The 21,391-nt window shown below is 75.0% G+C and carries 19 protein-coding genes; 7 read left to right on the top strand and 12 right to left on the bottom strand.

Annotation, left to right across the window (positions count from 1 at the left end; translation table 11 throughout):
• Nucleotides 1-2: 2 nt before the first annotated feature.
• The 5 genes from J2S41_RS08085 to J2S41_RS08105 all read right to left on the bottom strand — a co-directional run bounded on the left by J2S41_RS08085 (nucleotide 3) and on the right by J2S41_RS08105 (nucleotide 7,816).
• Complete coding sequence (locus J2S41_RS08085; RefSeq protein WP_310365015.1) at nucleotides 3-665, bottom strand: response regulator transcription factor; 663 nt, start codon at nucleotides 663-665, stop codon at nucleotides 3-5.
• The gene (locus J2S41_RS08090; protein WP_310365018.1) at nucleotides 662-1,852 is read right to left on the bottom strand and encodes a sensor histidine kinase; all 1,191 of its coding nucleotides are present in this window, start codon (nucleotides 1,850-1,852) and stop codon (nucleotides 662-664) included. Before J2S41_RS08090 ends, J2S41_RS08085 begins: the two co-directional genes overlap by 4 nt.
• Nucleotides 1,853-1,865: 13 nt before the next feature.
• Complete coding sequence (locus J2S41_RS08095) at nucleotides 1,866-3,035, bottom strand: alpha/beta hydrolase (protein ID WP_310365019.1); 1,170 nt, start codon at nucleotides 3,033-3,035, stop codon at nucleotides 1,866-1,868.
• Nucleotides 3,036-3,192: 157 nt separating this feature from the next.
• Nucleotides 3,193-4,707 carry an alpha/beta hydrolase gene (locus J2S41_RS08100; RefSeq protein WP_310365021.1) on the bottom strand — a complete coding sequence of 505 codons (1,515 nt, stop codon included), beginning with the start codon at nucleotides 4,705-4,707 and terminating at the stop codon, nucleotides 3,193-3,195.
• A gap of 127 nt (nucleotides 4,708-4,834) precedes the next feature.
• Complete coding sequence (locus J2S41_RS08105) at nucleotides 4,835-7,816, bottom strand: AfsR/SARP family transcriptional regulator (protein ID WP_310365023.1); 2,982 nt, start codon at nucleotides 7,814-7,816, stop codon at nucleotides 4,835-4,837.
• A 114-nt stretch (nucleotides 7,817-7,930) separates the two neighbouring features.
• Between J2S41_RS08105 and J2S41_RS08110 the strand changes: the two genes are divergently transcribed.
• Together J2S41_RS08110 and J2S41_RS08115 are read left to right on the top strand one after the other, a co-directional pair.
• The gene (locus J2S41_RS08110; protein WP_310365024.1) at nucleotides 7,931-8,341 is read left to right on the top strand and encodes a cellulose binding domain-containing protein; all 411 of its coding nucleotides are present in this window, start codon (nucleotides 7,931-7,933) and stop codon (nucleotides 8,339-8,341) included.
• Nucleotides 8,342-8,698: 357 nt separating this feature from the next.
• Complete coding sequence (locus tag J2S41_RS08115; RefSeq protein ID WP_310365026.1) at nucleotides 8,699-9,577, top strand: NADP-dependent oxidoreductase; 879 nt, start codon at nucleotides 8,699-8,701, stop codon at nucleotides 9,575-9,577.
• Here J2S41_RS08115 and gap read toward each other — a convergent pair whose 3' ends face one another.
• The gene (gene gap, locus J2S41_RS08120; protein ID WP_310365028.1) at nucleotides 9,578-10,573 is read right to left on the bottom strand and encodes a type I glyceraldehyde-3-phosphate dehydrogenase; all 996 of its coding nucleotides are present in this window, start codon (nucleotides 10,571-10,573) and stop codon (nucleotides 9,578-9,580) included.
• A gap of 173 nt (nucleotides 10,574-10,746) precedes the next feature.
• Here gap and J2S41_RS08125 point away from each other — a divergent pair, with 173 nt between their 5' ends.
• Nucleotides 10,747-13,410, top strand: coding sequence for an IPT/TIG domain-containing protein (locus tag J2S41_RS08125; RefSeq protein ID WP_310365030.1), 2,664 nt, complete (start codon nucleotides 10,747-10,749; stop codon nucleotides 13,408-13,410).
• A gap of 302 nt (nucleotides 13,411-13,712) precedes the next feature.
• Here the strand turns inward: J2S41_RS08125 and J2S41_RS08130 are convergent, their stop codons facing one another.
• The 3 genes from J2S41_RS08130 to J2S41_RS08140 form a co-directional block, all read right to left on the bottom strand.
• Nucleotides 13,713-14,648 (bottom strand): GlxA family transcriptional regulator, encoded by a 936-nt coding sequence (locus tag J2S41_RS08130; RefSeq protein ID WP_310365032.1) that lies wholly within the window; start codon nucleotides 14,646-14,648, stop codon nucleotides 13,713-13,715.
• 57 nt (nucleotides 14,649-14,705) lie between these two features.
• A complete protein-coding gene (locus J2S41_RS08135; protein WP_310365036.1) occupies nucleotides 14,706-15,530 on the bottom strand; it encodes an aldo/keto reductase in 825 nt (274 codons plus the stop codon).
• A gap of 74 nt (nucleotides 15,531-15,604) precedes the next feature.
• Nucleotides 15,605-16,087 carry a DUF2231 domain-containing protein gene (locus tag J2S41_RS08140; RefSeq protein ID WP_310365038.1) on the bottom strand — a complete coding sequence of 161 codons (483 nt, stop codon included), beginning with the start codon at nucleotides 16,085-16,087 and terminating at the stop codon, nucleotides 15,605-15,607.
• A gap of 245 nt (nucleotides 16,088-16,332) precedes the next feature.
• Between J2S41_RS08140 and J2S41_RS08145 the strand changes: the two genes are divergently transcribed.
• On the top strand, nucleotides 16,333-16,902 hold the full coding sequence (locus tag J2S41_RS08145) for an excalibur calcium-binding domain-containing protein (RefSeq protein ID WP_310365040.1): 570 nt from the start codon (nucleotides 16,333-16,335) through the stop codon (nucleotides 16,900-16,902).
• Between the two features lie 30 nt (nucleotides 16,903-16,932).
• Nucleotides 16,933-17,595, top strand: a complete 663-nt coding sequence (locus tag J2S41_RS08150) for a 4a-hydroxytetrahydrobiopterin dehydratase family protein (protein WP_310365043.1) — start codon at nucleotides 16,933-16,935, stop codon at nucleotides 17,593-17,595.
• Nucleotides 17,596-17,598: 3 nt separating this feature from the next.
• Here the strand turns inward: J2S41_RS08150 and J2S41_RS08155 are convergent, their stop codons facing one another.
• The 3 genes from J2S41_RS08155 to J2S41_RS08165 are packed head-to-tail and all read right to left on the bottom strand — an operon-like array spanning nucleotide 17,599 to nucleotide 20,118.
• Complete coding sequence (locus J2S41_RS08155; protein ID WP_310365046.1) at nucleotides 17,599-18,123, bottom strand: hypothetical protein; 525 nt, start codon at nucleotides 18,121-18,123, stop codon at nucleotides 17,599-17,601.
• A 37-nt stretch (nucleotides 18,124-18,160) separates the two neighbouring features.
• Nucleotides 18,161-19,351 carry a dienelactone hydrolase family protein gene (locus tag J2S41_RS08160; protein ID WP_310365049.1) on the bottom strand — a complete coding sequence of 397 codons (1,191 nt, stop codon included), beginning with the start codon at nucleotides 19,349-19,351 and terminating at the stop codon, nucleotides 18,161-18,163.
• 32 nt (nucleotides 19,352-19,383) lie between these two features.
• Nucleotides 19,384-20,118: a TetR/AcrR family transcriptional regulator gene (locus tag J2S41_RS08165; protein WP_310365052.1), complete on the bottom strand. Its 735-nt coding sequence runs from the start codon at nucleotides 20,116-20,118 to the stop codon at nucleotides 19,384-19,386.
• A gap of 80 nt (nucleotides 20,119-20,198) precedes the next feature.
• Here J2S41_RS08165 and J2S41_RS08170 point away from each other — a divergent pair, with 80 nt between their 5' ends.
• Nucleotides 20,199-20,900, top strand: coding sequence for a DUF2306 domain-containing protein (locus tag J2S41_RS08170; RefSeq protein WP_310365054.1), 702 nt, complete (start codon nucleotides 20,199-20,201; stop codon nucleotides 20,898-20,900).
• Nucleotides 20,901-20,909: 9 nt separating this feature from the next.
• Entirely contained in the window at nucleotides 20,910-21,356 is a 447-nt protein-coding gene (locus J2S41_RS08175) for a phosphatase domain-containing protein (RefSeq protein ID WP_310365056.1), read from the top strand.
• Nucleotides 21,357-21,391 lie beyond the last annotated feature (35 nt).

The raw sequence follows: 21,391 nt of genomic DNA on the forward strand, positions 1-21,391 counted from the left end.
CGTCAGGGCTCCACGGGAAGGAGCCCGGAGCGGTACGCCCAGATCACCGTCTGCACCCGGTCCCGCGCGCCGATCTTGGCCATGGCCCGGCTGAGGTGGCTCTTCACCGTGCTGACCTCGACGAACAACTCGGCCGCGATCTCGGCGTTGGAGAGCCCGGCCGCTAGCAGCCGGACGATGTCGGTCTCCCGCGCGGTCAGCGTGTCCGCCGCCCGGGCGTCGGCCGGTGGCGCGGCCTGACGGCGGCGGGCGAACTCCACGATCACCCGGCGGGTGACGGCGTGGTCCACCATGCCCTGGCCGGCCGCGAGCCGGCGGACCGCGTCGGTCAGCGTGTCCATGTCGCAGTCCTTGAGCAGGAAGCCGCTGGCGCCGGCCTCCAGCGCGCCGAAGATGTACTCGTCCAGCTCGAACGTGGTCAGCACGAGCACGGCGGGGGCCGGGTCGAGGCCGGTGACGATCTCGCGGGTGGCGTCCAGGCCGCTGCCACCGGGCATGCGGACGTCCATGCAGACCACGTCGGGGCGCAGCAGGCGGGCCATGCGTACCGCCTCGGGCCCGTCCGCGGCCTCGCCGACGACGCGGATGTCGCCGGCCAGCTCGATCAGCGACCGGAAGCCGGCGCGCAGCATCGGCTGGTCGTCGGCGAGCAGCACGGTGATCATGTCGGCTCCTTCTCGGCGGCGGTGCGGGGGACGGTGAGGGTGACGCGCCAGCCGCCGTCCGGGGCCGGGCCGGCGGTGAGCGTGGCACCGATCAGCGTGGCGCGCTCGCGCATGCCGACCAGGCCGAACCCGGGGTGCCGGCGGTCGGCGGCCGGCGTACCCCCGGGCGCCGGGGTGTTGTGGATGTCCATCGTGGTCTCCGCCGGCCGGTAGGCGAGCGTGACCGCGACGGCGGCGCCGGGGGCGTGCTGGCGGGCGTTGGCCAGCGCCTCCTGCGCCACCCGGTAGAACGTCAGGTCCACCGCCGGGGCGGGCGCGGTCGGCGTGCCGGTGACGGTCAGCGAGGCCGTGCCGTCCGCCGTCAGACGTTCGATCATGGCGAGGCCGCCGTCCGGCAGGTGCGGATCGGTGCCGCCGTCGGCCCGCAGCGCGCCGACGATCAGCCGCAGCTGGTGCAGCGTGCTCCGGCCCTCCTCGCGGACCGCGACCGTGGCGCGCCGGGCCGCCTCCACGTCCCGGTCCAGCAGCCGTTCCGCCAGCGTGGCCTGCACGATCAGCGAGGTGAGGTGGTGGGCGGCGACGTCGTGCAGCTCCCGGGCCATCCGGGCGCGTTCCGCGGAGAGCGCCGCCTCGGTACGGGCCCGGTGCGCCTCCGCGTCCGCGGCGGCACGCTGCTCGACCACCTCGGCGTACCGGCGGCGCATCGCCGTGTTCTGCCCCAGCAGCGCCCCGCCCGCGTAGAGCAGCAGTGCCAGCAGCGCCTGGCCGGCGAGCTGGGAGAGTTCCAGCGGTGTGCCGCGCAGCGGCATGCCGCCCAGCGTCGCGTACGCGGTGACCTCCACCAGCGCGGTGAGCCCGGCGAGGGCCAGCGCGCGCCGGGCGGTCATCAGCGTGCCGCAGGTGTAGACCGCGATCGTCAGCGCCGGCCCGCGCAGGCCGACGCCGTCCATCGCCACGGCGCAGAGCGCGACCTGCAACGCCAGCATCACCAGCAGGCCGGGGACCGGGCTGACCCGGCGCAGGCAGAGCGCCAGCGCCTGCGCCGCCATCACGGCCGTCGTCGCCACGCCCGGGTCCCGGTCCGGATAGGACAGCCACAGGAGCACGACGGAGAACAGCGCCATGAGGACGGCCAGCGCGCAGTCCCACAGGAACAGGGTGCGCCGCCGCGGCCGGGTCAGATCCACGGTGCCGGCCCGGTCAGCGGTGCGCGGCGAGCCAGGCGACGATGTCGCGCAGCACCGCCGGCTCCGGGTTGCCGGGCTCGGGCAGGTACTTCGTCGTGATGTTCATCAGGTGGCTCACTCCGGGATAGGTGATCAGCCGGTGGTCGGGGTGACCGGCCGCGGCGAGCGCGGCGTCCGTGACGATCGCGCCGCGCACCGTCGTCTGGATGTCGGCCTCCCCGTTGAGCAGCAGCACCGGGCCGTCGTATCGTGCCAGGTCGGTCGCGGGCGGCGCGAACCTGGCGAAGTCGACCAGGTAGTCGGCGAGCCCCTGCGGCGCACCGGTCAGATGCGGGTAGTTGTCGAAGCCGATGGCGGCGCGCACGACCGGTTCGAGTTCGGCGTCGATGGCCAGCCGGCCGTCCCGGTCCGCGTCGGCCGCGTCGTTGACCCCGTCCGCGTCGAGCAGCAGCGCCCGCAACTGCGCCGCGGCCTCCGCCGGCCGGCCGAGCAGCCCGTTGGACGCCTCGGTCGCGGTGAGCCGGCCGTCGCCGTCGCCGTCGACCTCCTCGTGCAGCTGTCCCAGGGTCCGGCCGACCGCCTGGTAGTAGAGGAGGTCACGCGGCGCGCCGCCGACCACGCCCATCGCGACGACCCCGGCGGGCTCGCGGATGCCGTAGGCGCCGGGTGCGGCGGCCAGGTTGCCGGCGACCTGGGTGCCCTCGCTGTGACCGAGCATGAAGACCCTGGCCGGGTCGACGCGCGTGGACGCCTGGGCGAACCGCACGGCGGCGGCCGCGTCGCGTACCACCTGCTCGTAGGGCTTGTCGGGGTAGAGCAGGGCGGGATCGTCGCTGAGCACCGGGCCGAGGCCGACCACGCCGCGCTTGTGGAAGCGCAGCACGGCGACGCCGCCCCGGTTCACCGACTGCGCGACGGCCTTGAACGTGGCCGCGTCCCCGATCGTCTGGTCCATGTCGAGCTTGCCGCTGCCGTGCAGCAGCACCACCACGGGCAGCCGGCCCTTCGCGCCCCGCGGGTAGCTGAGCTCCCCGTCCGCGGTCCACCCGCCGTCCATCGGAATCCGTACGGACTCGCGCACGATCCCGCCCCAGCCGTCGCGCGGCGGAGCCGCTGCCGCCGCCGCGCCGAACAGCGGAAGCACGCCGACGGCCAGCGCGGCGGTGATCTTCTTCAGCTTCATGGTGGTCCCCTCGTCGGTGTCGACTGCACCCCGAACTCTGCCGTTCCGGCCCGGACCGGCACATCCGGCGCGGGCCGGAACCACCACTTGCGACCTCCGACGGAGGCCACCCCCGCGCGACGGAGCGCATCTGTGGCGGCGGCCGAGCCGCCCGCGCTCACCGGGGGTCGGCCGGGACGTCCGGGCGGGGCTGGCCGGGGCAGGTCAGGTGCGGAGCCGGGAGGGTGCCGTCGAGCAGGTACGCGGTGACGGCGGTGTCCACACAGGTGTTGCCGCGCCGGGCGTACTGGCCGTGGTTGCCGTCGTCGGCCACGGTGATCAGGCGGTTGCCGAGTCGTTCGGCCATCGTGACGCCGCCGGGGTAAGGGGTCTGGATGTCGCCCTCGGCCTGCACGACCAGCCCGGCCGGGTAGCCGTCGCGCCGCAGCCGGGTCGGTTGCTCCGCCGGGGTGTACGACCGGAACGTGCACGGGTCCGGCAGTGCGGTCGCCGGCCCGGCCCCGTACGGGTACCGCTCGGCGAAGACCGCGGCGTCCCGGCGGTAGACCTCCAGGTCGGCGGGCCAGGCGGTCTCGCAGTGGATCGTCTGGTTGACCGGCAGGTAGCCGGTCACCACCGAGGTATCGCCTTCCGGCCCGGGTGGCGGCGGCGGGTCGAACACGCCGGTGTCGCGGGTGTCCCGGACCAGTTCGGCCAGGCGCGCCCACTTCCCGCGCAGGTCCGACTCGAACCCGATCGCCTGGTCGAACCGCGCCCGCGACGTCCCGCCGTCCGCCGTCGCCAGCCGCGCCGAGGTCGCCTCCACGGTGGCCAGCACGGCGGCCGGCGAGGTGCCGAGGTCGTAGTGGCCGTGCCGCCGCGCCGCCCAGGCCGCCCACTGATCGACGTTGCGCCGGGCCGCGATCGCGCCGGCCATCGAGGTCTTCCGCCAGTCCAGGTCGGCGCCGACCGCGGAGTCGAGCACGCTGCGGTGCAGCCGCCGGGGGAACATGGTGCCGTACACCGCGCCCAGGTAGGTGCCGTACGAGTATCCGACGTAGGAGATCCGGTCCTCGCCGAGCACGCCCCGGATCACGTCCATGTCCCGTGCGGTGTCGCGGGTGGTGATGTGCGGGCGCAGGTCCCCGCCCACCCGCGCGCAACCCTCCTCGGCGGCGCGCGCCCACGCCACCCGCTGATCGAACGCGTCCGCGGTGACCGGCCGCGACACCGGCGGCCTCGGTAGGTCGGGTTCCTCGCAGGACAGCGGCGTGGAGCGGCCCACGCCGCGCGGGTCGAACCCGATCAGGTCGTAGTACCTGTTCAGCGGCGTGCCGGCGAACCGTTGCGCCGGCCACGACACCAGCTCCCCGTCCGGGCCCAGGTCCAGCAGGCCCGATCCGCCGGGCCCGCCCGGATTGGCCAGCAGCACGCCCCGCCGCAGCGCCGGATCCGAGGCGCGCTGGCGGCTGACCGCGATCGAGATCCGCCGCTCGCCGGGCCGCGCGTAGTCGAGCGGCACGGCGATGGACGCGCACTCGACCGCGGCGTCGAAGTCGCAGGCGGCCCAGTCCGGCCGCTGATCGTAGAAGTCGCCGAGGCCCGCGGTCGCCGCCACCGCGATGCCCCCGGCCGCGGTCAACAGCACCGTCGTCATGCCCGCGAGCGCGGCCTTTTTCCATACCCGGCCCATGCCGTGTGCCTCCGTCGTCGCTCGGGTGGCCTCGGGCCACGCGATCAGCCAGCGACGACCAGCCTGGCCGCGGCAGGTCCCGCGACCGTCCCGGCGATGTCCCGGCCGGGTCGCAGCCGCGGCGTACTCAGCCGAAGATCGAGGCCGGCTGGGGCGCGCCGATCTCGGCGTAGATGGCCAGCGCGGCGCGGCGATGGATCTCCGCGGTGGCCTGGTCGGACAGCGCCTCCGCGGCGGCGACCAGGCCGCTGTGCGCGCGGGCCTGCTCGTAGCGGTCGCCGATCTCCCGGGCCACCGCGAGCGCGGCGGCATGCGCCTCGCGCGCGGCGCCGTGCCGGCCGGCCGCGGCGTGCGCCTCGCCGATGCTGTTGCCGGCCTGGGCCTCGCCGGCGCGCTCGCCGAGCCGGCGGAAGATCGCCAGCGACTGGAGCAGCCGGTCGAAGCCCTCGGCCCCGCCGAGCGCCAGCTCCGCGCTGCCCAGGCCGTCGAGCGCGAGCGCCTCGCCGCCGCGTTCGGTGCTGCGCCGGAACAGCGCGAGCGCGGCCCGGTGGTGGTCGGCGGCGTCGGCCAGCAGGCCTCGGCCGGCCTCCACGTGACCCAGGCTGACCAGGGCGTACGCCTCGCCGATGTGGTCGGAGACGTCCCGGCACAGGGCGACCGAGCGGCGCAGGTGCGCCTCCGCGTCCGCGTGCCGGCCCTGCCGCCGGTAGATCTGTCCCAGGTTGCCGAGCACGCGTGCCTCGGCGGCCCGGTCGCCGGTGCGGCGGCACAGCTCCAGCGCCTCCCGCAGCCGCGCGGCCGCGTCGTCGTACCGGCCGAGCCACGCGTCGACGTGCCCCAGATTGCCGAGCGCGCGGGTCTCCGCGGCCAGGTCGCCGCAGCGCCGGGCCGCGTCGATCGCGGCCCGCAGGTACTCGGCGGCCTGCGGGAACCGGCCCTGCTGGCTGTAGATCAGCGCGACGTTGTTGAGCAGTTGCGCCTCGGCCGCGACGTCGCCGGTCAGCCGCGCGGCGTCGCGGGCGTGCGCGTGCATGGCGACCGCCTCGGCCACGTGCCCGCCGCCCTCCAGGTAGCGCAGCAGCGTCACGGTCAGCGCCACCGCGTGGCCGGGGAGGTCGTGCGCGGCCGCGAACGCCACCGCCGCGGCCAGGTTCCCGCGCTCCGCGTCCAGCCAGGCCTGCGCGGCGGCCGGGTCGCCGACCGGCGCGATCGGCACCGGGCGCGGCCCGGCCGGCTCGCCGCCGTGCCGGCCGCGCTCGGCCGGGTGCAGCGTGGTCATCGCGGCGCGCGCAGTGTGCAGCCAGGCGTCCAGCAGCCGGGTGGTGCCGGTCTCGTCGCCGTCCAGCAGCGCCAGCTCGGACGCGTACGCGCGAAGCAGGTCGTGCAGCCCGTACCGGCCCGGGGTGCCGCGCTGGAGCAGGTGCGCGCCGGCCAGCGCCTCCAGCAGGTCGTGCGCCTCGGTGACCGGCGTGCCGAACAGCGCGGCCGCGGCGTACGGCTCCACGTCCGGGCCGGGGTGCAGGCCGAGCAGCCGGAACGCGCGCGCGGCCGGCGCGGGCAGCTGCCGGTAGGAGAACGAGAACACCGCGCGGACGCCGGTCTCCGGGTCGCCGCCCGCGTCCAGCAGCGTCAGCCGCCGCCGCTCGTCCGCCAGCTCGCCGACCAGCTGCCGCAGCGGCACGGACGGCCGGGCCAGGGCCAGCTCCGCGGCCACCCGCAGCGCCAGCGGCAGCCGGGCGCAGCGCTCGGCGAGCTCGTCCGCCGCGTCCGGGTCCTCGTCGCAGCGCCGGCCGATCAGCCGGCGCAGCAGCGCGATCGCGTCCGCGTGCGGCAGCAGGTCCAGGTCGAGGCGGCGGGCGCCGTGCCGGGCGACCAGGCCGGGCAGCGCGTCCCGGCTGGTGACCACGGTCAGGCAGCCGGGCGTGCCGGGCAGCAGCGGGCGCACCTGCGCGACCGAGGCCGCGTTGTCCAATACGATCAGCATCCGGCGGCCGTCCAGCAGGCTGCGGTACCGGTCGGCGCGCTCCTCCGCGTCCAGCGGCACCTCCTGCCCGGGCACGCCGAGCGCGCGCAGGAACCGGGCGAGCGCCTCACCGGCCGGGACCGGGCGCTCCGCGTCGTACCCCCGGAGGTTGATGTAGAGCTGCCCGTCCGGGAAACCGGTGCGGACCCGGTGCGCCCAGCGCACCGCCAGCGCGGTCTTGCCGACGCCGGCCGTGCCGGAGAGCGCGGAGATGACCACGGTCGGCGAGCCGAGCAGCGCGTCCAGCCGGGCCAGTTCGCCGTCGCGGCCGATGAAGTCCGGCACGTCCGCCGGGAGCTGCGCCGGGACGGCGGTGCGGGTCGCGGTCGCGGGCGGCGCCTCGTCGCGGAGCGCGATGTCGTGCGCCGCGCGCAGCTCCGGGCCGGGATCCACGCCGAGCTCGTCCGCGAGCCGCCGCCGGGCCGCGTGATAGGCCTCGAACGCGTCCGCGCGCCGGCCCGCCGCCGCGTAGGCGCGGATCAGCCGGGCCTGGCCGGCCTCGTCCAGCGGCTGTGCGGCGACCGCCTCCGCCAGCGCGGGCAGCGCCTCCGCCACCTCGCCGAGCGCGATCTTCAGCTCGCCGTACCGGGCCAGCGCGGCGCCGCGCTCGGCCGCCACCGCGACCACCTTCGGATGCCCGGCGAGCTGCGGTACGTCGGCCAGCGGTGCGCCCTGCCACTGGCGCAGCGCCCGGTCCAGCAGCGTGGCCGCGCGCCGGTCGTCGCCCTCCTGCCGCGCGGCCGTGGCCTGCGCGCTGAGCTGCCGGAAACAGAGCAGGTCCAGCGTGTCGGCGGTGGCGCGCAGCGCGTAGCCGTCGCCGACGTGCGGCAGCAGCGCGCTGCGCGAACGGGCCGGCCGGTCCGGCTCCAGGCGGCGGCGCAGGTGCTTCACGTACGTCTGGAGCACGTTGACCGCGCTGGCCGGCGGGTCGTCGCCCCACAGCGCGTCGATCAGCTCGGACCGGGTGACCGGCTGACCTCCGGCGAGCGCGAGCAGGCCGAGCACCGCGCGCTGGCCGGCGGAGGTCAGCTCGACCGGCTCATCGCCGAGCCAGGCGCGGACCGTGCCGAGCACCTGGATGCGCACGCGGGCACCTCCTCTCCAGTCCCCGTCCAGTAGGCGTCCAGTGTGGGGGTCGAGGCTGCCGTTGAAACGATAGATGGCAGTGTGGAAATAGGACAGAACTCGGGGGTACGTAACGTGCGAGGGGGATTCGCCGCTCTGCTGGCGGCGTGCCTGATCGCGGTCGCTCCGGCGGTGCCGGCGTCGGCCGCGCCGGCGGGGGAGGCCTGCGACGTCAGCTATCAGCCGACGCCCGGCGGCAACGGGATCTTCGACGTCCGGATCATCATCACCAACACCAGCGGGTACGACATCACGGGCTGGACGCTGGCGTTCGTGCTGCCGCCCGGCCAGTCGTACGAGGGCAACCCGTGGGAGGTGATCATCGTGTCCGACGGCTCGGCGGTGACCGGTTCCAACCAGCCGTGGAACGGCCCGGTGAAGAAGGACGGCAAGGTCCAGGTCGGCTTCAAGGTCAGGGGCCCGGACTACCGGGTGGAGCCGACGCGGTTCACCGTCAACACCGAGCCGTGCTCGGTGTCGCCCTGACATCGACCATCACCTCTCAACATGGAGAGTATGAGCACTACTCACGTTGATCGAGATGGCCGGCGTCGCGCTCGTCGCGGCGCCGGCCGCCGCGTCCCCGTCCTCTCCGTCCTCCGCGACGATTCCCGGCCGTGAGCTGCTCGTGCGCGGGTGCACCGTGTCCGACGGCGCGAAACCGGCCCGCTCCCGGTTCCACGGCGCCGGGGGCGCGGTAACCTCCGCCACCGCGACGCGGGAGATCACCGGCCGCCGCACGGTGGTAGACCAGCGGTGTTACCGTGGCGAAACAGCGCTGCGGCCAGTCTGTAACGGGCCGCCGGGCGGCCGGCGCCCCCCGCCGGTTGATCGAGGTGCGTCATGAAGGCTCTGCGTTTCGCCGAGTTCGGTCCACCCGAGGTGCTCAGCGTCGTCGAGACGCCGGCGCCGCATGCCGGGCCCGGCCGGGTCCGCATCGCGGTCCGCGCCGCCGGGGTCACCGCCGCCGACTCCCGCATCCGCGCCGGCGCCGCGCCCGTGCCGCTGCCGCGCATCCCGGGCCTGGACGCGGCCGGTGTGATCGACCAGGTCGGCGAGGACGTGCGCGGCTACCGGGCCGGCGACGAGGTCTTCGGCATCGCGCCCGGCGGCGCCTGCGCGGAGCACGCGGTGCTGACCCACTTCGCGCGCAAGCCGCCCACCATGCCGTGGGCCGAGGCCGCCGGCCTGCCCACCGCCGCCGAGGCCGCGCTCCGCGCGATCGAGACGCTGCGCCCGGCGCCCGGCGACGTTCTGCTGATCAACGGCGCGGCCGGTGCGGCCGGCCTGGCCGCCGCGCAGCTCGCCCGCGCCCGCGGCCTGCTGGTCGTCGGCCTCGCCGCCCCGGGCGCGCACGACCTGCTGCGCCGCGCCGGGGCCGCGCCGGTCGCACCCGGCCCCGGGCTGCCCGACCGGCTGCGCGCGCTGGTCCCGGACGGCATCGACTGCGTGTTCGACGCCGCCGGGACCGTCACGCCGGACCTGGTCGCGCTGGCCGGCGCCGCCGACCGGGTGGTCACCTCCGGCCCGGCCGGCGGCACCGGCGTGCTCAGCCTCGCCTCCGACGCGCCCCGCCGCGCCTGGCACGCCCTGGCCGAGGCCGCCGGCCTCTTCGAGCGCGGCGAGTTCCGCCTGCCGGTCGACCGGACGCTCCCGCTCTCCGAGGCCCCGGAGGCCCACCGCCTCAGCGAGTCCGGCCACCGGCTGGCGCTGATCCTCTGATCAGGCGGCGAGCAACTCCAGCGTGTCGATGACGCGGTTGGAGAAGCCCCACTCGTTGTCGTACCAGGCGACGACCTTGACGTGCCGGCCGTCGACGCGGGTCAGCGCGGCGTCGAAGATGGACGAGGCCGGGTTGCCGGTGATGTCGCCGGAGACCAGCGGCTCGTCCGCGTATTCCAGGATGCCCCGGAACCGCCCGCCGGCCGCCTCGCGGTAGGCGGCGAGCACCTCCTCGCGCGTCACCTCGCGGGACACCGTGGTGTTCAGCTCGACGATCGAGCCGACCGGCACCGGCACCCGGATCGAGTCACCGGACAGCTTGCCGTCCAGCCGCGGCAGCACCAGGCCGATCGCCTTCGCCGCGCCGGTGGTGGTCGGCACGATGTTGACGCCGGCCGCGCGCGCCCGGCGCAGGTCGCGGTGCGGGCCGTCCTGGAGGTTCTGCTCCTGCGTGTACGCGTGCACGGTGGTCATGAAGCCGTGCTCGATCCCGGCCAGGTCGTCCAGCACGGCGGCGAGCGGGGCCAGCGCGTTCGTGGTGCAGGAGGCGTTGGAGACGATCACGTGCTTCGCCGGGTCGTACGCGTCCGTGTTCACGCCGTACGCCAGCGTCACGTCGGCACCCGAGGCGGGCGCGCTGACCAGCACCTTCGACGCGCCGGCCGAGAGGTGCGCGCTCGCCGCCGCCGCCGAGGTGAACCGCCCGGTCGACTCCAGCACCAGGTCCACGCCGAGGTCGCGCCACGGCAGGTTCGCCGGGTCCCGCTCGGACAGCACCGTGATCCGGTGCCCGTCCACGATCAGCGTGGACCCGTCCACCTCCACCGGGCGGCCGAGCCGGCCCAGCGTACTGTCGTACTTCAGCAGGTGCGCCAGCGCGGCCGGCGCGGTGAGATCGTTGATTGCGACCACCTCGAGCTTGCTGTCCCGCTCGAGCAGCGCGCGGAGGAAACTACGTCCGATACGGCCGAATCCGTTGACGGCGATGCGTGTCATGCCTCCATGCTGCGGATTCCCCGTTCCGGGTGACAGCGGCCGGAACGCCACGGCCCGCAAGGATCACGCCAAACCCTCTTTCCGGCGGTATGGGTCAGGAACGCGCGCCGCCGACCGACTGTGGGCGGGCGCGGCCGTCACCGTACGGCCGCTCTCTGATCACGGAGGGTGTCATGACGCGAGTGCGAGCGGGCCGGATGCTGGCCGCGGGCGTGACCGGGATGCTGCTGGCGGTCGCGACCGCCGCGGTCCCGACCGCCGCCGCGGCGGCCGTGCCCGCGGCGTCCGAGGCGAGCATCGGGGTCAACCTCACCGGGATCACCGACTGGACGACCGAGTGGCCGTTCGTCGACGTCATGCGCACCGCGCGGGTCTGGATCAGCCAGAGCGGCACCCCGGGTGCGCCGTGGGGCTCCGGGCCGCCGGTCGCGGTCGACGACAAGGGCTGGGTCACCCGGCTCGCGCCCGGCCAGCACGTCGACACCGCGATCTTCACGAACGCGCCGGCCTGGCCGAAGGGCACCTACGTCGTCACCTGGAAGGGCTCCGGCGACGTCCGGATCTGGGGCGGCGGCACCGAGTCGAACCGCACCGCGAACCGCTTCGAGTACGTTCCCGGCACCACGAACGGCCAGTTCCTCCGGATCACCCGCACCGACCCCGCCGACCACGTCCGGGACATCCACATCTGGATGCCCGGCTTCGAGCACACCGGCGCGGCCCAGGTCTTCCACCCGGACTACCTGGCGAGCCTGCGCGGCATGCGCACGCTGCGGTTCATGGACTGGATGCGGACCAACGCCTCGGACGTGACCGAGTACCACGAGTACCCGGCCGTCGACCAGGCCACCCAGACCACCACCGGGGTGGCGCCGGAGCTGATGATCGACCTGGCCAACCGGCTGGACGCGGACCCGTGGTTCACCATGCCCGCGAAGGCCAGCGACGACCTGGTCCGCAGGTTCGCCCAGACCGTCAAGGCCCGGCTCGACCCGGACCGGACCGTCTACCTCGAGTACTCCAACGAGCTGTGGAACAACTCGCCCGCCTTCTCCCAGACCTGGTACGCCCAGGAGCGGGGCCTCGCGCTCGGGCTGTCCGCCACCGCCTGGCAGGCCGGGCTGCGCTACCAGGCGTACCGCTCGGTGCGGATCTTCGACATCTGGCGCGAGGTGCTCGGCGACCGGGTGGTCCGGGTGCTCGGCCTCCAGGCGGCGAACCCGGACATCGCGGACGAGGTGCTCGACTGGCCGGTCGACGGCGTGCCCGCGGCCGCGCGGGCGGACGCGATCGCCATCGCGCCGTACTTCGACTGCTCCGACACCTGGCTGCCCGGCGACCGGCGCAGCTACTTCCCGGGCTCCCCGGCCGTCGCGGCCCGGGTCAAGGCCGGTGGCGTCGGCAAGCTGCTCGACGCCTGCCAGAAGTCCATCGACACCGCGGTCCGGACCTGGATCGGCCGGTACGCCGCGATCGCCGACTCGTACGGCCTGTCGCTGACCGCGTACGAGGCCGGCCAGCACCTCGCCGGCATCGGCGGCGCCGAGAACGACGCGGCCCTGACCGCGCTGTTCCACAAGGCCAACCGCGACCCGCGCATGCGCGACCTCTACGCCCGGTACATCGAGCAGTGGCGTCAGCTCGGCGGCGGCAGCCTCCAGATGTTCACCAGCGCGGGCGCGATGTCCAAGTACGGCGCGTGGGGCCTGCGCGAGTTCCAGAGCCAGCCGCTGAGCGCCGCGCCCAAGGCCCAGGCCGTCCGGGAGCAGCTCCAGGCCGTCGGCCAGCTGCCGCTGACGGTCGGGACGCCGGCGGTGACCACGCTGAGCGCGCGGACCGGCCTGGTCGCCGGCGGAGCGAAGATCACCGTCGCGGGTACCCACCTGGGCTCCACCAGCCAGGTCCGCTTCGGCGACGTCAACGCGGTCTTCAGCAGCACCACGTCCGGCGGCGTCACCCGGCTCACCGTGGTCACGCCCGCGATGCCGGGCGGCGGCTACGCACCGCTGACGATCACCAACCCGGCCGGTACGAGCGCGCCCGCGCCGTTCACGTTCCTGCCGCCGCCGTCCGCGACCGCGCTCAGCGGCGCCACCGCGCTGACCACCGGCGTCACCACGCTGACGCTCACCGGCACCGGCCTGACCGGCGCGCGCGTCTCGGTCGGCGGCGTGGCCGCGCGGAACGTCCGGGTGCTCTCCGGCACCCAGCTCACGTTCACCGCACCGGCCCGCGCCACGACCGGCGCCACCACGGTCACCGTCACCACCGCGACCGGCACCAGCGGCGGGCTGCCGCTGACCTACGTCAACCCGCCGCGGCCCGAGGTCACCGGCCTCTCCGCGGACGCCGGGCCGGCGCAGGCCGCCAGCACGGTGGTGGTGACCGGCAGCCACTTCACCGGCACGTCCCGGGTGACGATCGGGTCGCGGCCGGCCGCGTTCACCGTGCTGTCCGACTCCCAGCTGCGCGTGACGCTCCCGCCGCAGCCCGGCGGCACCTGGGTCAACCTGCACGTCACCACGCCGGGCGGCACCAGCCTCGCCGGCGAGGCGACCGACTTCCGGTACGTGGCGCTGCCCCGGCCCACGATCACCGCGCTGTCGGCCGGGTCCGCCGCCGTCGGCCAGGCCGTCACCGTCACGCTGACCGGCACCGACCTGCGCTGGGCCACCCGCGTCACGGTCGGCGGCGCACCCGCCGTGCTCACCCGCGTCGGCGACACCGAGATCACGGCCCGGTTCCCGGTCGGCCGCCGGGCCGGCACCGCGCAGGTCGTGGTGACCACCCCGTCCGGCGCCAGCCCGGCGATCCCGTTCACCTACCGCGCGAGCTGACCCCGCCGCCGCGGACCCGGCGGCGGCCGGCGGGAGCCGATCCGCGGCGGGAGCCGATCCGGGGCGGGAGCCGATCCGCGGCGGGAGCGCGAGGGCCGGCGGGAGCCGCTCCGCTCTTCCGGGATCAGCGGCGGCACCGGCTCCGACCGGCGGACCGGAGCGGAGCGCCAGCGGAGTCGGAGGGAAGCCGGAGGTTGGCCCGCGGGAGCATGCGGGCCGCACCACGCCGGAAGCGGGAAAGCCGTGTTGGTCATCGCTCTTACCGTTTCCGGCGTGGTCGCCGTCCGGTGTTCCGGCTCCGGTCAGGCGGAGAACGTGTGCCGGTATTCGGACGGGGAGACGCCGAGGATGCGGTGGAAGTGCAGGCGGAGGTTGGCGCCGGTGCCGAGGCCGACCCGGCGGGCGATCGCCTCGATGCTCAGGTCGCTGCGTTCCAGCAGCTCCCGGGCGAGGTCGACGCGGGCGCGCAGCACCCACTGCATGGGGGTGTAGCCGGTGTCCTCGACGAACCGGCGGGAGAACGTGCGCGCCGACACGCGCGCGTTGCGGGCCAGCACGTCGAGCGTGAGGCGCCGGTCGAGGTGGGCCAGGGCCCATTCGCGGGTGCTCGCGAAGAGGTCGCCGAGCGGTTCCGGCACGCTGCGCGGCACGTACTGCGCCTGGCCGCCGCTGCGGTAGGGGGCGGCGACGAGCCGGCGGGCGACGTGGTTGGAGAGGCCGACGCCGTGGTCGCGGCGCACCAGGTGCAGGCAGAGGTCGATGCCGGAGGCGGCGCCGGCCGAGGTGAGCACCGCGCCCTCGTCGACGAAGAGCACGTTCTCGTCGACCCGGACCAGCGGGTGCCGTTCGGCCAGCGCGCGCGTGTAGTGCCAGTGCGTGGTGGCCCGGCGGCCGTCCAGCAGGCCGGTCGCGGCCAGCGCGAACGCGCCGGTGGAGATCGCGGCGAGGCGGGTGCCGCGGTCGTGCGCGTCGCGCAGCGCGGCCACGACCTCGGCCGGCGGCGCGGTGGTGGCGGGCGAGCGGTAGCCCGGGATGAAGATCGTGTCGGCGCGGTCGAACGCCTCCAGGCCCTCGGCCACGTGGTACGACAGGCCGTCACCGCCGGTGACCAGGCCGGGCGCCGGCCCGCAGACGCGCACCTCGTACGGCATGCTCGGGCGGTTCGAGAAGACCTGCGCCGGGATGCCGACGTCCAGCGGCTTGGCGCCCTCCAGCACGAGCACGGCGATCTGATGCACCCGGCGATCATGCCGGATCACTCCGGTCCGCGGGGCGGCGCGCCGTGGCGGGGCCGGTCAGGCGAACGTGTCCGGGTCCGGGCCGGTGCGGTAGCCGCGGTCCAGCGTCGCGATCTCCGCGACCTCCGCGTCGGTGAGCGCGAAGTCGAAGATCGCGAAGTTCTCCGCGACCCGGGACGGCGTCACCGACTTCGGGAAGATCACGTCGCCGCGCTGGATGTGCCAGCGCAGCGTCACCTGGGCCGGTGTCCGGCCGTGCGCCTCCGCGATCCGGACCAGCAGGGGATCGTCCAGGCACTCGCCCTTCGCGATCGGCGACCACGCCTCGGTGACGATGCCGTGCCGCGCGCCGAACGCCCGGACCTCCTCGTTCGTCAGGTACGGGTGCACCTCGATCTGGTTGACCGCCGGCACGGTCCCGGTCTCGGCCAGGATTCGCTCCAGGTGCGGCACCTGGAAGTTGGAGACGCCGATCGCGCGGACCCGGCCGGTCGCCGCGATCTCCTCCATCACCCGCCACGTCGCCACGTAGTCGCCGCGGGTCGGGCGCGGCCAGTGGATCAGGAAGAGGTCCAGGTACTCGAAGCCGAGCGCGTCCATGGTGGCGTCGAAGGCGCGCAGCGCGTCGTCGCGGGCGTGCGCCCGGTTGTGCAGCTTGCTGGTGACGAACACGTCCGCGCGGTCCAGCCCGGACGCGCGGACCGCCTCGCCGACCTCGCGCTCGTTGCCGTAGCCCTCCGCGGTGTCGATGTGCCGGTAGCCGGTCTCCAGCGCGGTCAGCGTCGCCTTCGCGGTCTCGGCCGGTGGAACCTGGAAGACGCCGAAGCCCAACTGCGGAATCCGCACGCCGTTGTTGAGCGTGATGACGGGTACTGAGGACATGCGGAAAATCCCTTCGCAGGTACGTTGCGGTCGGTATCCCGTACCCGGTCGGCGGGGTTTTATCGCCCTCCGGATTATTGGCCTTCCCACACGGCCTTGGCGCCGGTGTCGCCGGTGCGGATCACGTAGTAGAGCGTGGCGCCGGACGCGGCCAGCGCGAGCACGCCCAGCAGGATGCCGAGCGCGCGGTTCGACGCCTGGAAACCGTCCCGCGGGCGGACGAACCACACCAGCGCCAGCGTGATCACGCCGAGCGCGATGGACACGTACAGCGTGTAGGTGCCGAGCGCGCTGTGCTCGTCGAGCCGCGCGTAGTAGCTCTCGCTGATCCGGCCCTGCGAGTCCAGCCGGGCGTAGAACGCGTCACCGGTCAGCTTCGCCAGCAGCGCGGAGACCGGCGCGCCGATCGCCAGCAGGCCGAGCACCCACCGCGTGTGCGCGCGGGTGAACGGGACGAACGCGTACACGATCGCCAGCACGGCCAGCAGCGGCACGAACACCACCGCGGCGTGCACCATCAGCGGGTGGGCCGGGATGCCCATCACGGTCTCGAACACGGCGCCTCCTGGGTCGGGTGCTCACACAATAGAGGTCCGCCGACGTCCCGCCACCGGCGATCGGCCGTTCGGGCGACGCGGAACGCGCGGCCCGTTCGGCATCCCGGGTCCACAATCGATCGAGGGTACGGTGGCTGAGGTGCGGATACCGGGTCGGCCTGGCGCGGAGGAGGCGATCCGGTCGGCCGGTGCCGCGCCCGCGGCGGCGGCCGGAGGATCGCTGTGTGGGTACTCAGGGGAATACGGTGCGTAAGCCGACGCCGCGGCAGGCGATCTGGCTGTCGATCGGCACGGGCGTGCTGGGACTGTGCTGTTGCGGCGGGGTGATCGGGGCGCTCTCGGGCGAGGACGGGGGCGCGGGCGCGTCGGTGGTGCCGTCCTCCTCGCGCGCGCCGTCCCCGTCCTTCTCGCCGTCGCCGTCTTCGACTCCGTCCTCGTCGCCGGTGGTGGTCGTGACGCCGGCGGCTCCGGCGGCCGACCAGCGGTACGCGACGTGCGAGGAGGTACTGGCGGCGGGGCTGGGGCCGTACCGGGAGGGCGTTGATCCCGAGTACGTCTGGTACTTCGACCGCGACGGTGACGGCGTGGTGTGCGAGGCGCCGCCGTCCAACGGCTCGTCCACGGGCGGCGGGCCGGGCGATGCCGCGGGCGGGCCGGGTGATGCCGCGGGCGGGCCGGGCGATTCCGGCGGTTCGGCCGTGTACTTCGAGAACTGTGCCGCGGCCCGTGCCGCCGGTGCCGCACCGGTCCACCATGGCCAGCCCGGCTACGGCACGCACCTGGACCGCGACCGCGACGGCGTCGGCTGCGAGTAGCCGCCCGCCACTGATGGAATGCTGGCGGGCATGGCCGAGATCGCCGCGGGCCTGACCCGCCAGCACGCCTCCGACGCCGTCGACCACCTCGGCTGGCGGTACGTCCTGGGCTCCGTCCGGACCGCCGTGCGCACCCGCGACCTCGCCGAGGCCGCCGCGCTCGTCACCCGCCTCGCCGCCGTCGACGGCGCCACCGGTCACCTGCACGCCGATCTCCGCGCCGACCGTGTCCTGCTGATGCTGAGCACCTGGCCCGCCGCCGGGCTCACCCCCGGCGACCTGACCCTCGCCGCCGCGCTGACCGCGGAGATCGACGCCGCCGGCCTCGTCCCGGACGCCTCGGCCGCGCCCGTCACCCAGGCCCTGGAGATCGCGATCGACACGCTCGACGCCGACTCGATCCGCCCGTTCTGGCGCGCCGTCCTCGACTACGAGGGCGACGACGACCTGCGCGACCCGCGCGGCCAGGGCCCCGCCGTCTGGTTCCAGCGGATGGACGCGCCCCGCCCGCAGCGCAACCGCATCCACCTGGACGTCACCGTCCCGCACGAGGCCGCCGCCGCCCGCATCGCCGCCACCCTCGCCGCCGGCGGCACGCTGCTCTCCGACGCCGAGGCACCCGCGTTCTGGGTGCTGGCCGACCCCGAGGGCAACGAGGCCTGCGTCTGCACCTGGCAGGGCCGCGACGCCTGATCCTCACCCGTCCTTGCGCCGCAGCGGCTCCCGGCGGGCGCGCGGCCACCGGTTGGTGCGCCGCCGCCCCTCGATGTCGTTGAAGGTCACCTCGGCGTACACCTCGATGAGCCGCTCCTTGTAGCCGTAGTCGAACCGCACCCGCCGCTGCCACGTGCGCGTGCCGCCGCCCACCACCACGGGCGCGCTCAGCACCAGCGTGCCGGTCGGGGCGTCCCGCACCCCGCCGCGGCGCACCCGCACCACCGGGCACGGGAACGTCCAGTGGACGTGCACGTCGTCGATGGGCAGGTTGCCGGGATTGACCAGCACCACCTCGTAGAGCCACGCCGAGGTGCCATCGGGCTCCTCGGCGCGGCTCGGCGCCTCGACCGGGCGCCACGACACGGCCACGCCGTCGATGACGACCCTGCGGTCGTGCCGCGCCTGCTGATTGAGCAGCCACACCTGGAATCCGGTGAACAGCAGGCCCACCGCCGCGATCACACTCGACGCCAGCGCGATCCAGTTCGCCAACGGTGCCCCCATCGCCATCGACCCTGGACGATCACGGTAGCCGGTCCTGTCACCGGGTACGGTCGAGGGCCCGGTCCAGCCAGGCGAAGCTGTCCTCCTGCATGTCGGCGTCGAAGACGTGGCCCTTGCCGGGGTAGATCCTGGTGACCAGGCGGTCGCCGGCGTGCTGGGCGGACCAGACGGCGCGGAGGCGGGCGTGGGCCGCGGCGACGCCGGCGGGGGTGAAGAGCGTGTCCAACTCGCCGCCGAAGGCCATCAGGGGTTTCGGGGCGGCGATCGTGGCCACGTCCGGGATGTCCAGGTGACGGGTGAGGCCGGGGTGCAGCATCCAGAACGCGGACTGGCCGCGCAGCGTGTTGTTGCCGACCACCATCATGTCGGCGACGGTGGTGAGCCAGCAGGCGGAGACGGCGGCGGCCACGTGGTCGGAGAGCGCCGCGACCTGCCAGGCGCGGAACCCGCCCATGGAGAAGCCGATCACGCCCACCCGGCGGCGGTCGACCTGGGGGAGCGAGGCGAGGAACGCGGCGGCGCGGACGTCCTCGCGGGCGGCCAGGCCGGCCGGGGAGCCGCCGAGCTCGTAGAGGTTGCTCGCGAGCGCCTGCTGCTGGTCGTAGACCAGGCCGCCGCGATCGCCCCAGCCGAGCGTGTCCACGGCCAGCACCGCGTAGCCGCGGGCGGCCAGCTCGTCGCCGGCGAACCGGCCGCTCATCAGGCGCGCCGTCCACTCCCGGGCGGAGGCGAGGCGGGCCTCGTCGTACCACGGCTCGACGAGCTTCTCCTTGCCGATGTCGAACCGGGCGCCGTGGTCGTGCAGCAGCAGCACCGCGGGGTGCGGCCCGGGCCGATCCGGTGTGAGCAGCGCGGCGCGCACCCGGCTGTACCGGGTGAGGTCGAACGCGACCAGTCGCCGTACGTACCCCCGGCCGGTCTTCCGCTCGTCGAGGACCCGGGGCCGGAACGGGAGCCGGTCGTCGGCCGGGTGGACGAGATGGCGCTCGACGAGCGCGCGGGCATGGCGGCGCCACGCCCCGAAGTCGCGGATCGGCGAGTGTCCCCAGGCGTCGGGGTACGTGAGGTCGGCGCGCAGCCGCTCGTAGAACGCGGGCAGGTTGCCGTGGACGACGCCCGGCGACTCGACGGCGTCGGCCGGTGGTGGCGTGCCGGCCCCGGTGCCCGGCGGTGTGGCGGCCGGCAGCAGCGCGGCGGCGGGGAGCGTGGTGAAGGCCCGGCGCTTCATCCCGCCGACGATAGGCGGGTAAGCGCTTTCCATCAAGCCGTGTCGATGAGGTGCGCGATGCCGTCCAGCACCCGGGCCAGGCCGAACTCGAAGTCCGCGCCCTCCACCGCCACCTCCGACTCCGCGGTGGCGGCGAACGCGCCGTCCTCGATCGCGCCGGCCAGGTGCGGGAAGCGGTCCGGCGTGACCAGCGCGCGCATCAGGTCGGTGTAGCCGCGCCGCATCTCCTCGTCGGCCCAGTCCGAGTCGGCCAGCGCCGCGCTGATCTGCGCCTCGCCGCGCACGTAGTTGAGCACCGCGAGGATCGAGGAGAGTCGCTGCGGCCCGCGCAGCGGAGTGCGGCCGAGTGCGGCCAGGCCCGCGTCCGCCCAGAGTAGCTGCCCGGGGTCGATCGGCGGGCGGCCGGGATTGACGATCAGAATCCACGGATGGCGCAGGTAGACCTGGCGCAGCGCGCGCGCCCAGGTCAGCAGGCCCTCGCGCCAGTCGCCCTCCGGGTCGATCGCCGGCGGCGTGCCCGGCGCGGCCGCGGCCATGAAGATCAGCAGCTCGTCCTTGTTGGCCACGTGCCGGTAGAGCGACATGGTGGCGCTGCCCAGGCGCTCGGCCAGGCGGGCCATCGACAGCGTGGCGATGCCGTCCGCGTCCGCGATCTCGATCGCCGTCGCGACGATCCGCTCCAGCGTCAGCGCCTGCGCGGGGCGCTTGGACGGCGGCTCCAGGTCCCAGAGGACGCGCAGGCTGCGCGGCATTCCGATGTCGGCCATCGCCGCGAATCATAGCGCGGCGCGTATGCCGTACCGGAGGCGTATGCCGCACGCCGTGCGTATCCGATACGCTTCTGCGTATGTCGTACCCACGAAGTCAATGGATCTATCCACTGCTGTTCGTGATCGTCGTGTTCCTGGCCTTCTCGCTGCCGCCCTACCTGAGCCTCGATCCCGCGCGGTCCCGCGTCCCGGCGAACGACGCGCTCCCCGGCCAGTTCTGGTGGGTCGCCGGGCACGTGCTGTTCGGGTCCGTGGCGCTGTTCGCCGGCGCGCTCCAGGTCTGGCCCTGGCTGCGGCGGAGCCGGCCCGCGCTGCACCGGCGCGCCGGCCGGGTCTACGTCTTCGGCGGCGCGCTGCCCGCGGCCGTCACCGGCCTGGTCCTCGCGATCTTCACGCCGTTCGGCCCGATCGCCATGTCCAGCAGCGTGATCCTGGCGCTGCTCTGGTTCGGCACCACGCTGGCCGGCTGGCGTGCCGGGCGGCAGCGCCGCCTCCGCGAGCACCGCCGCTGGATGATCCGCAGCTACGTGCTCTCCGCCTCGATCATCTCCAACCGGATCTGGGGCGTGCTGGTCGCCGTGTTCGTGCTGCCCGGCATGCCGCCGGCGATCACCGAGGACCCGGTGCTGATCGGGTGGTTCCTCGCCGGCATGACCACCTGGCTGGGCTGGACCGTCCCGCTGCTGATCGCCGAGTGGTGGCTGGAGCGCGCGCCGCGCCGTCCCGCCCGGGCGCCCGCCGCCTCCGCGCCGGCGCTCACGCCCGCCACGGGCGGCTAGCGTGTGTCCATGTCCGCGCCGCTGACCTGGGACCCGGCCGCGCCCGGCGTGCTCCGGCTCCCCTCCGGCCGCCTCGTCCGAGGCCGCGGCCTTCGGCACCCGCTGCCCGCCGGCCCCGTTCCCGGCTTCGCGCTCCACCTGCTCGGGCGCCGCCCGCCCGGGACGCCGTGGCCGAGCGCGTGGGTCCGCTGGCCGGACTTCTGGCTCCCGCTCGACCCGGCGGCCGCGGCCGGCGCGTTCGAGGACGCCTGGCGGCGCGCCGCGCACGAGCGGGTCGAGATCGCCTGCGGCGGCGGCCGGGGCCGCACCGGCACCGCGCTCGCCTGCCTGGCCGTGCTCGACGGACTGCCGCCGGCGGACGCGGTCGGGCACGTCCGCCGGCACTACAGCCGCCACGCGGTCGAGACGCCCTGGCAGCACCGGTTCGTGGCGCGTTTCGCGCGACTCGCCCGCTGACCCGCGTGCGACGAGTCCGGATTCTCCGGTATTCG

Origin of the sequence: Catenuloplanes atrovinosus (assembly GCF_031458235.1) — a bacterium.
GTDB classification, from domain to species: domain Bacteria; phylum Actinomycetota; class Actinomycetes; order Mycobacteriales; family Micromonosporaceae; genus Catenuloplanes; species Catenuloplanes atrovinosus.

Coding starts and splice junctions, on each gene's coding strand:
- J2S41_RS08085 (WP_310365015.1), bottom strand. CDS start 665: ATGATCACCGTGCTGCTCGCCGACGACCAGCCGATGCTGCGCGCCGGC.
- J2S41_RS08095 (WP_310365019.1), bottom strand. CDS start 3,035: ATGAAGCTGAAGAAGATCACCGCCGCGCTGGCCGTCGGCGTGCTTCCG.
- J2S41_RS08100 (WP_310365021.1), bottom strand. CDS start 4,707: ATGGGCCGGGTATGGAAAAAGGCCGCGCTCGCGGGCATGACGACGGTG.
- J2S41_RS08115 (WP_310365026.1), top strand. CDS start 8,699: ATGAAGGCTCTGCGTTTCGCCGAGTTCGGTCCACCCGAGGTGCTCAGC.
- gap (WP_310365028.1), bottom strand. CDS start 10,573: ATGACACGCATCGCCGTCAACGGATTCGGCCGTATCGGACGTAGTTTC.
- J2S41_RS08125 (WP_310365030.1), top strand. CDS start 10,747: ATGACGCGAGTGCGAGCGGGCCGGATGCTGGCCGCGGGCGTGACCGGG.
- J2S41_RS08135 (WP_310365036.1), bottom strand. CDS start 15,530: ATGTCCTCAGTACCCGTCATCACGCTCAACAACGGCGTGCGGATTCCG.
- J2S41_RS08150 (WP_310365043.1), top strand. CDS start 16,933: ATGGCCGAGATCGCCGCGGGCCTGACCCGCCAGCACGCCTCCGACGCC.
- J2S41_RS08155 (WP_310365046.1), bottom strand. CDS start 18,123: ATGGGGGCACCGTTGGCGAACTGGATCGCGCTGGCGTCGAGTGTGATC.
- J2S41_RS08160 (WP_310365049.1), bottom strand. CDS start 19,351: ATGAAGCGCCGGGCCTTCACCACGCTCCCCGCCGCCGCGCTGCTGCCG.
- J2S41_RS08165 (WP_310365052.1), bottom strand. CDS start 20,118: ATGGCCGACATCGGAATGCCGCGCAGCCTGCGCGTCCTCTGGGACCTG.
- J2S41_RS08170 (WP_310365054.1), top strand. CDS start 20,199: ATGTCGTACCCACGAAGTCAATGGATCTATCCACTGCTGTTCGTGATC.
- J2S41_RS08175 (WP_310365056.1), top strand. CDS start 20,910: ATGTCCGCGCCGCTGACCTGGGACCCGGCCGCGCCCGGCGTGCTCCGG.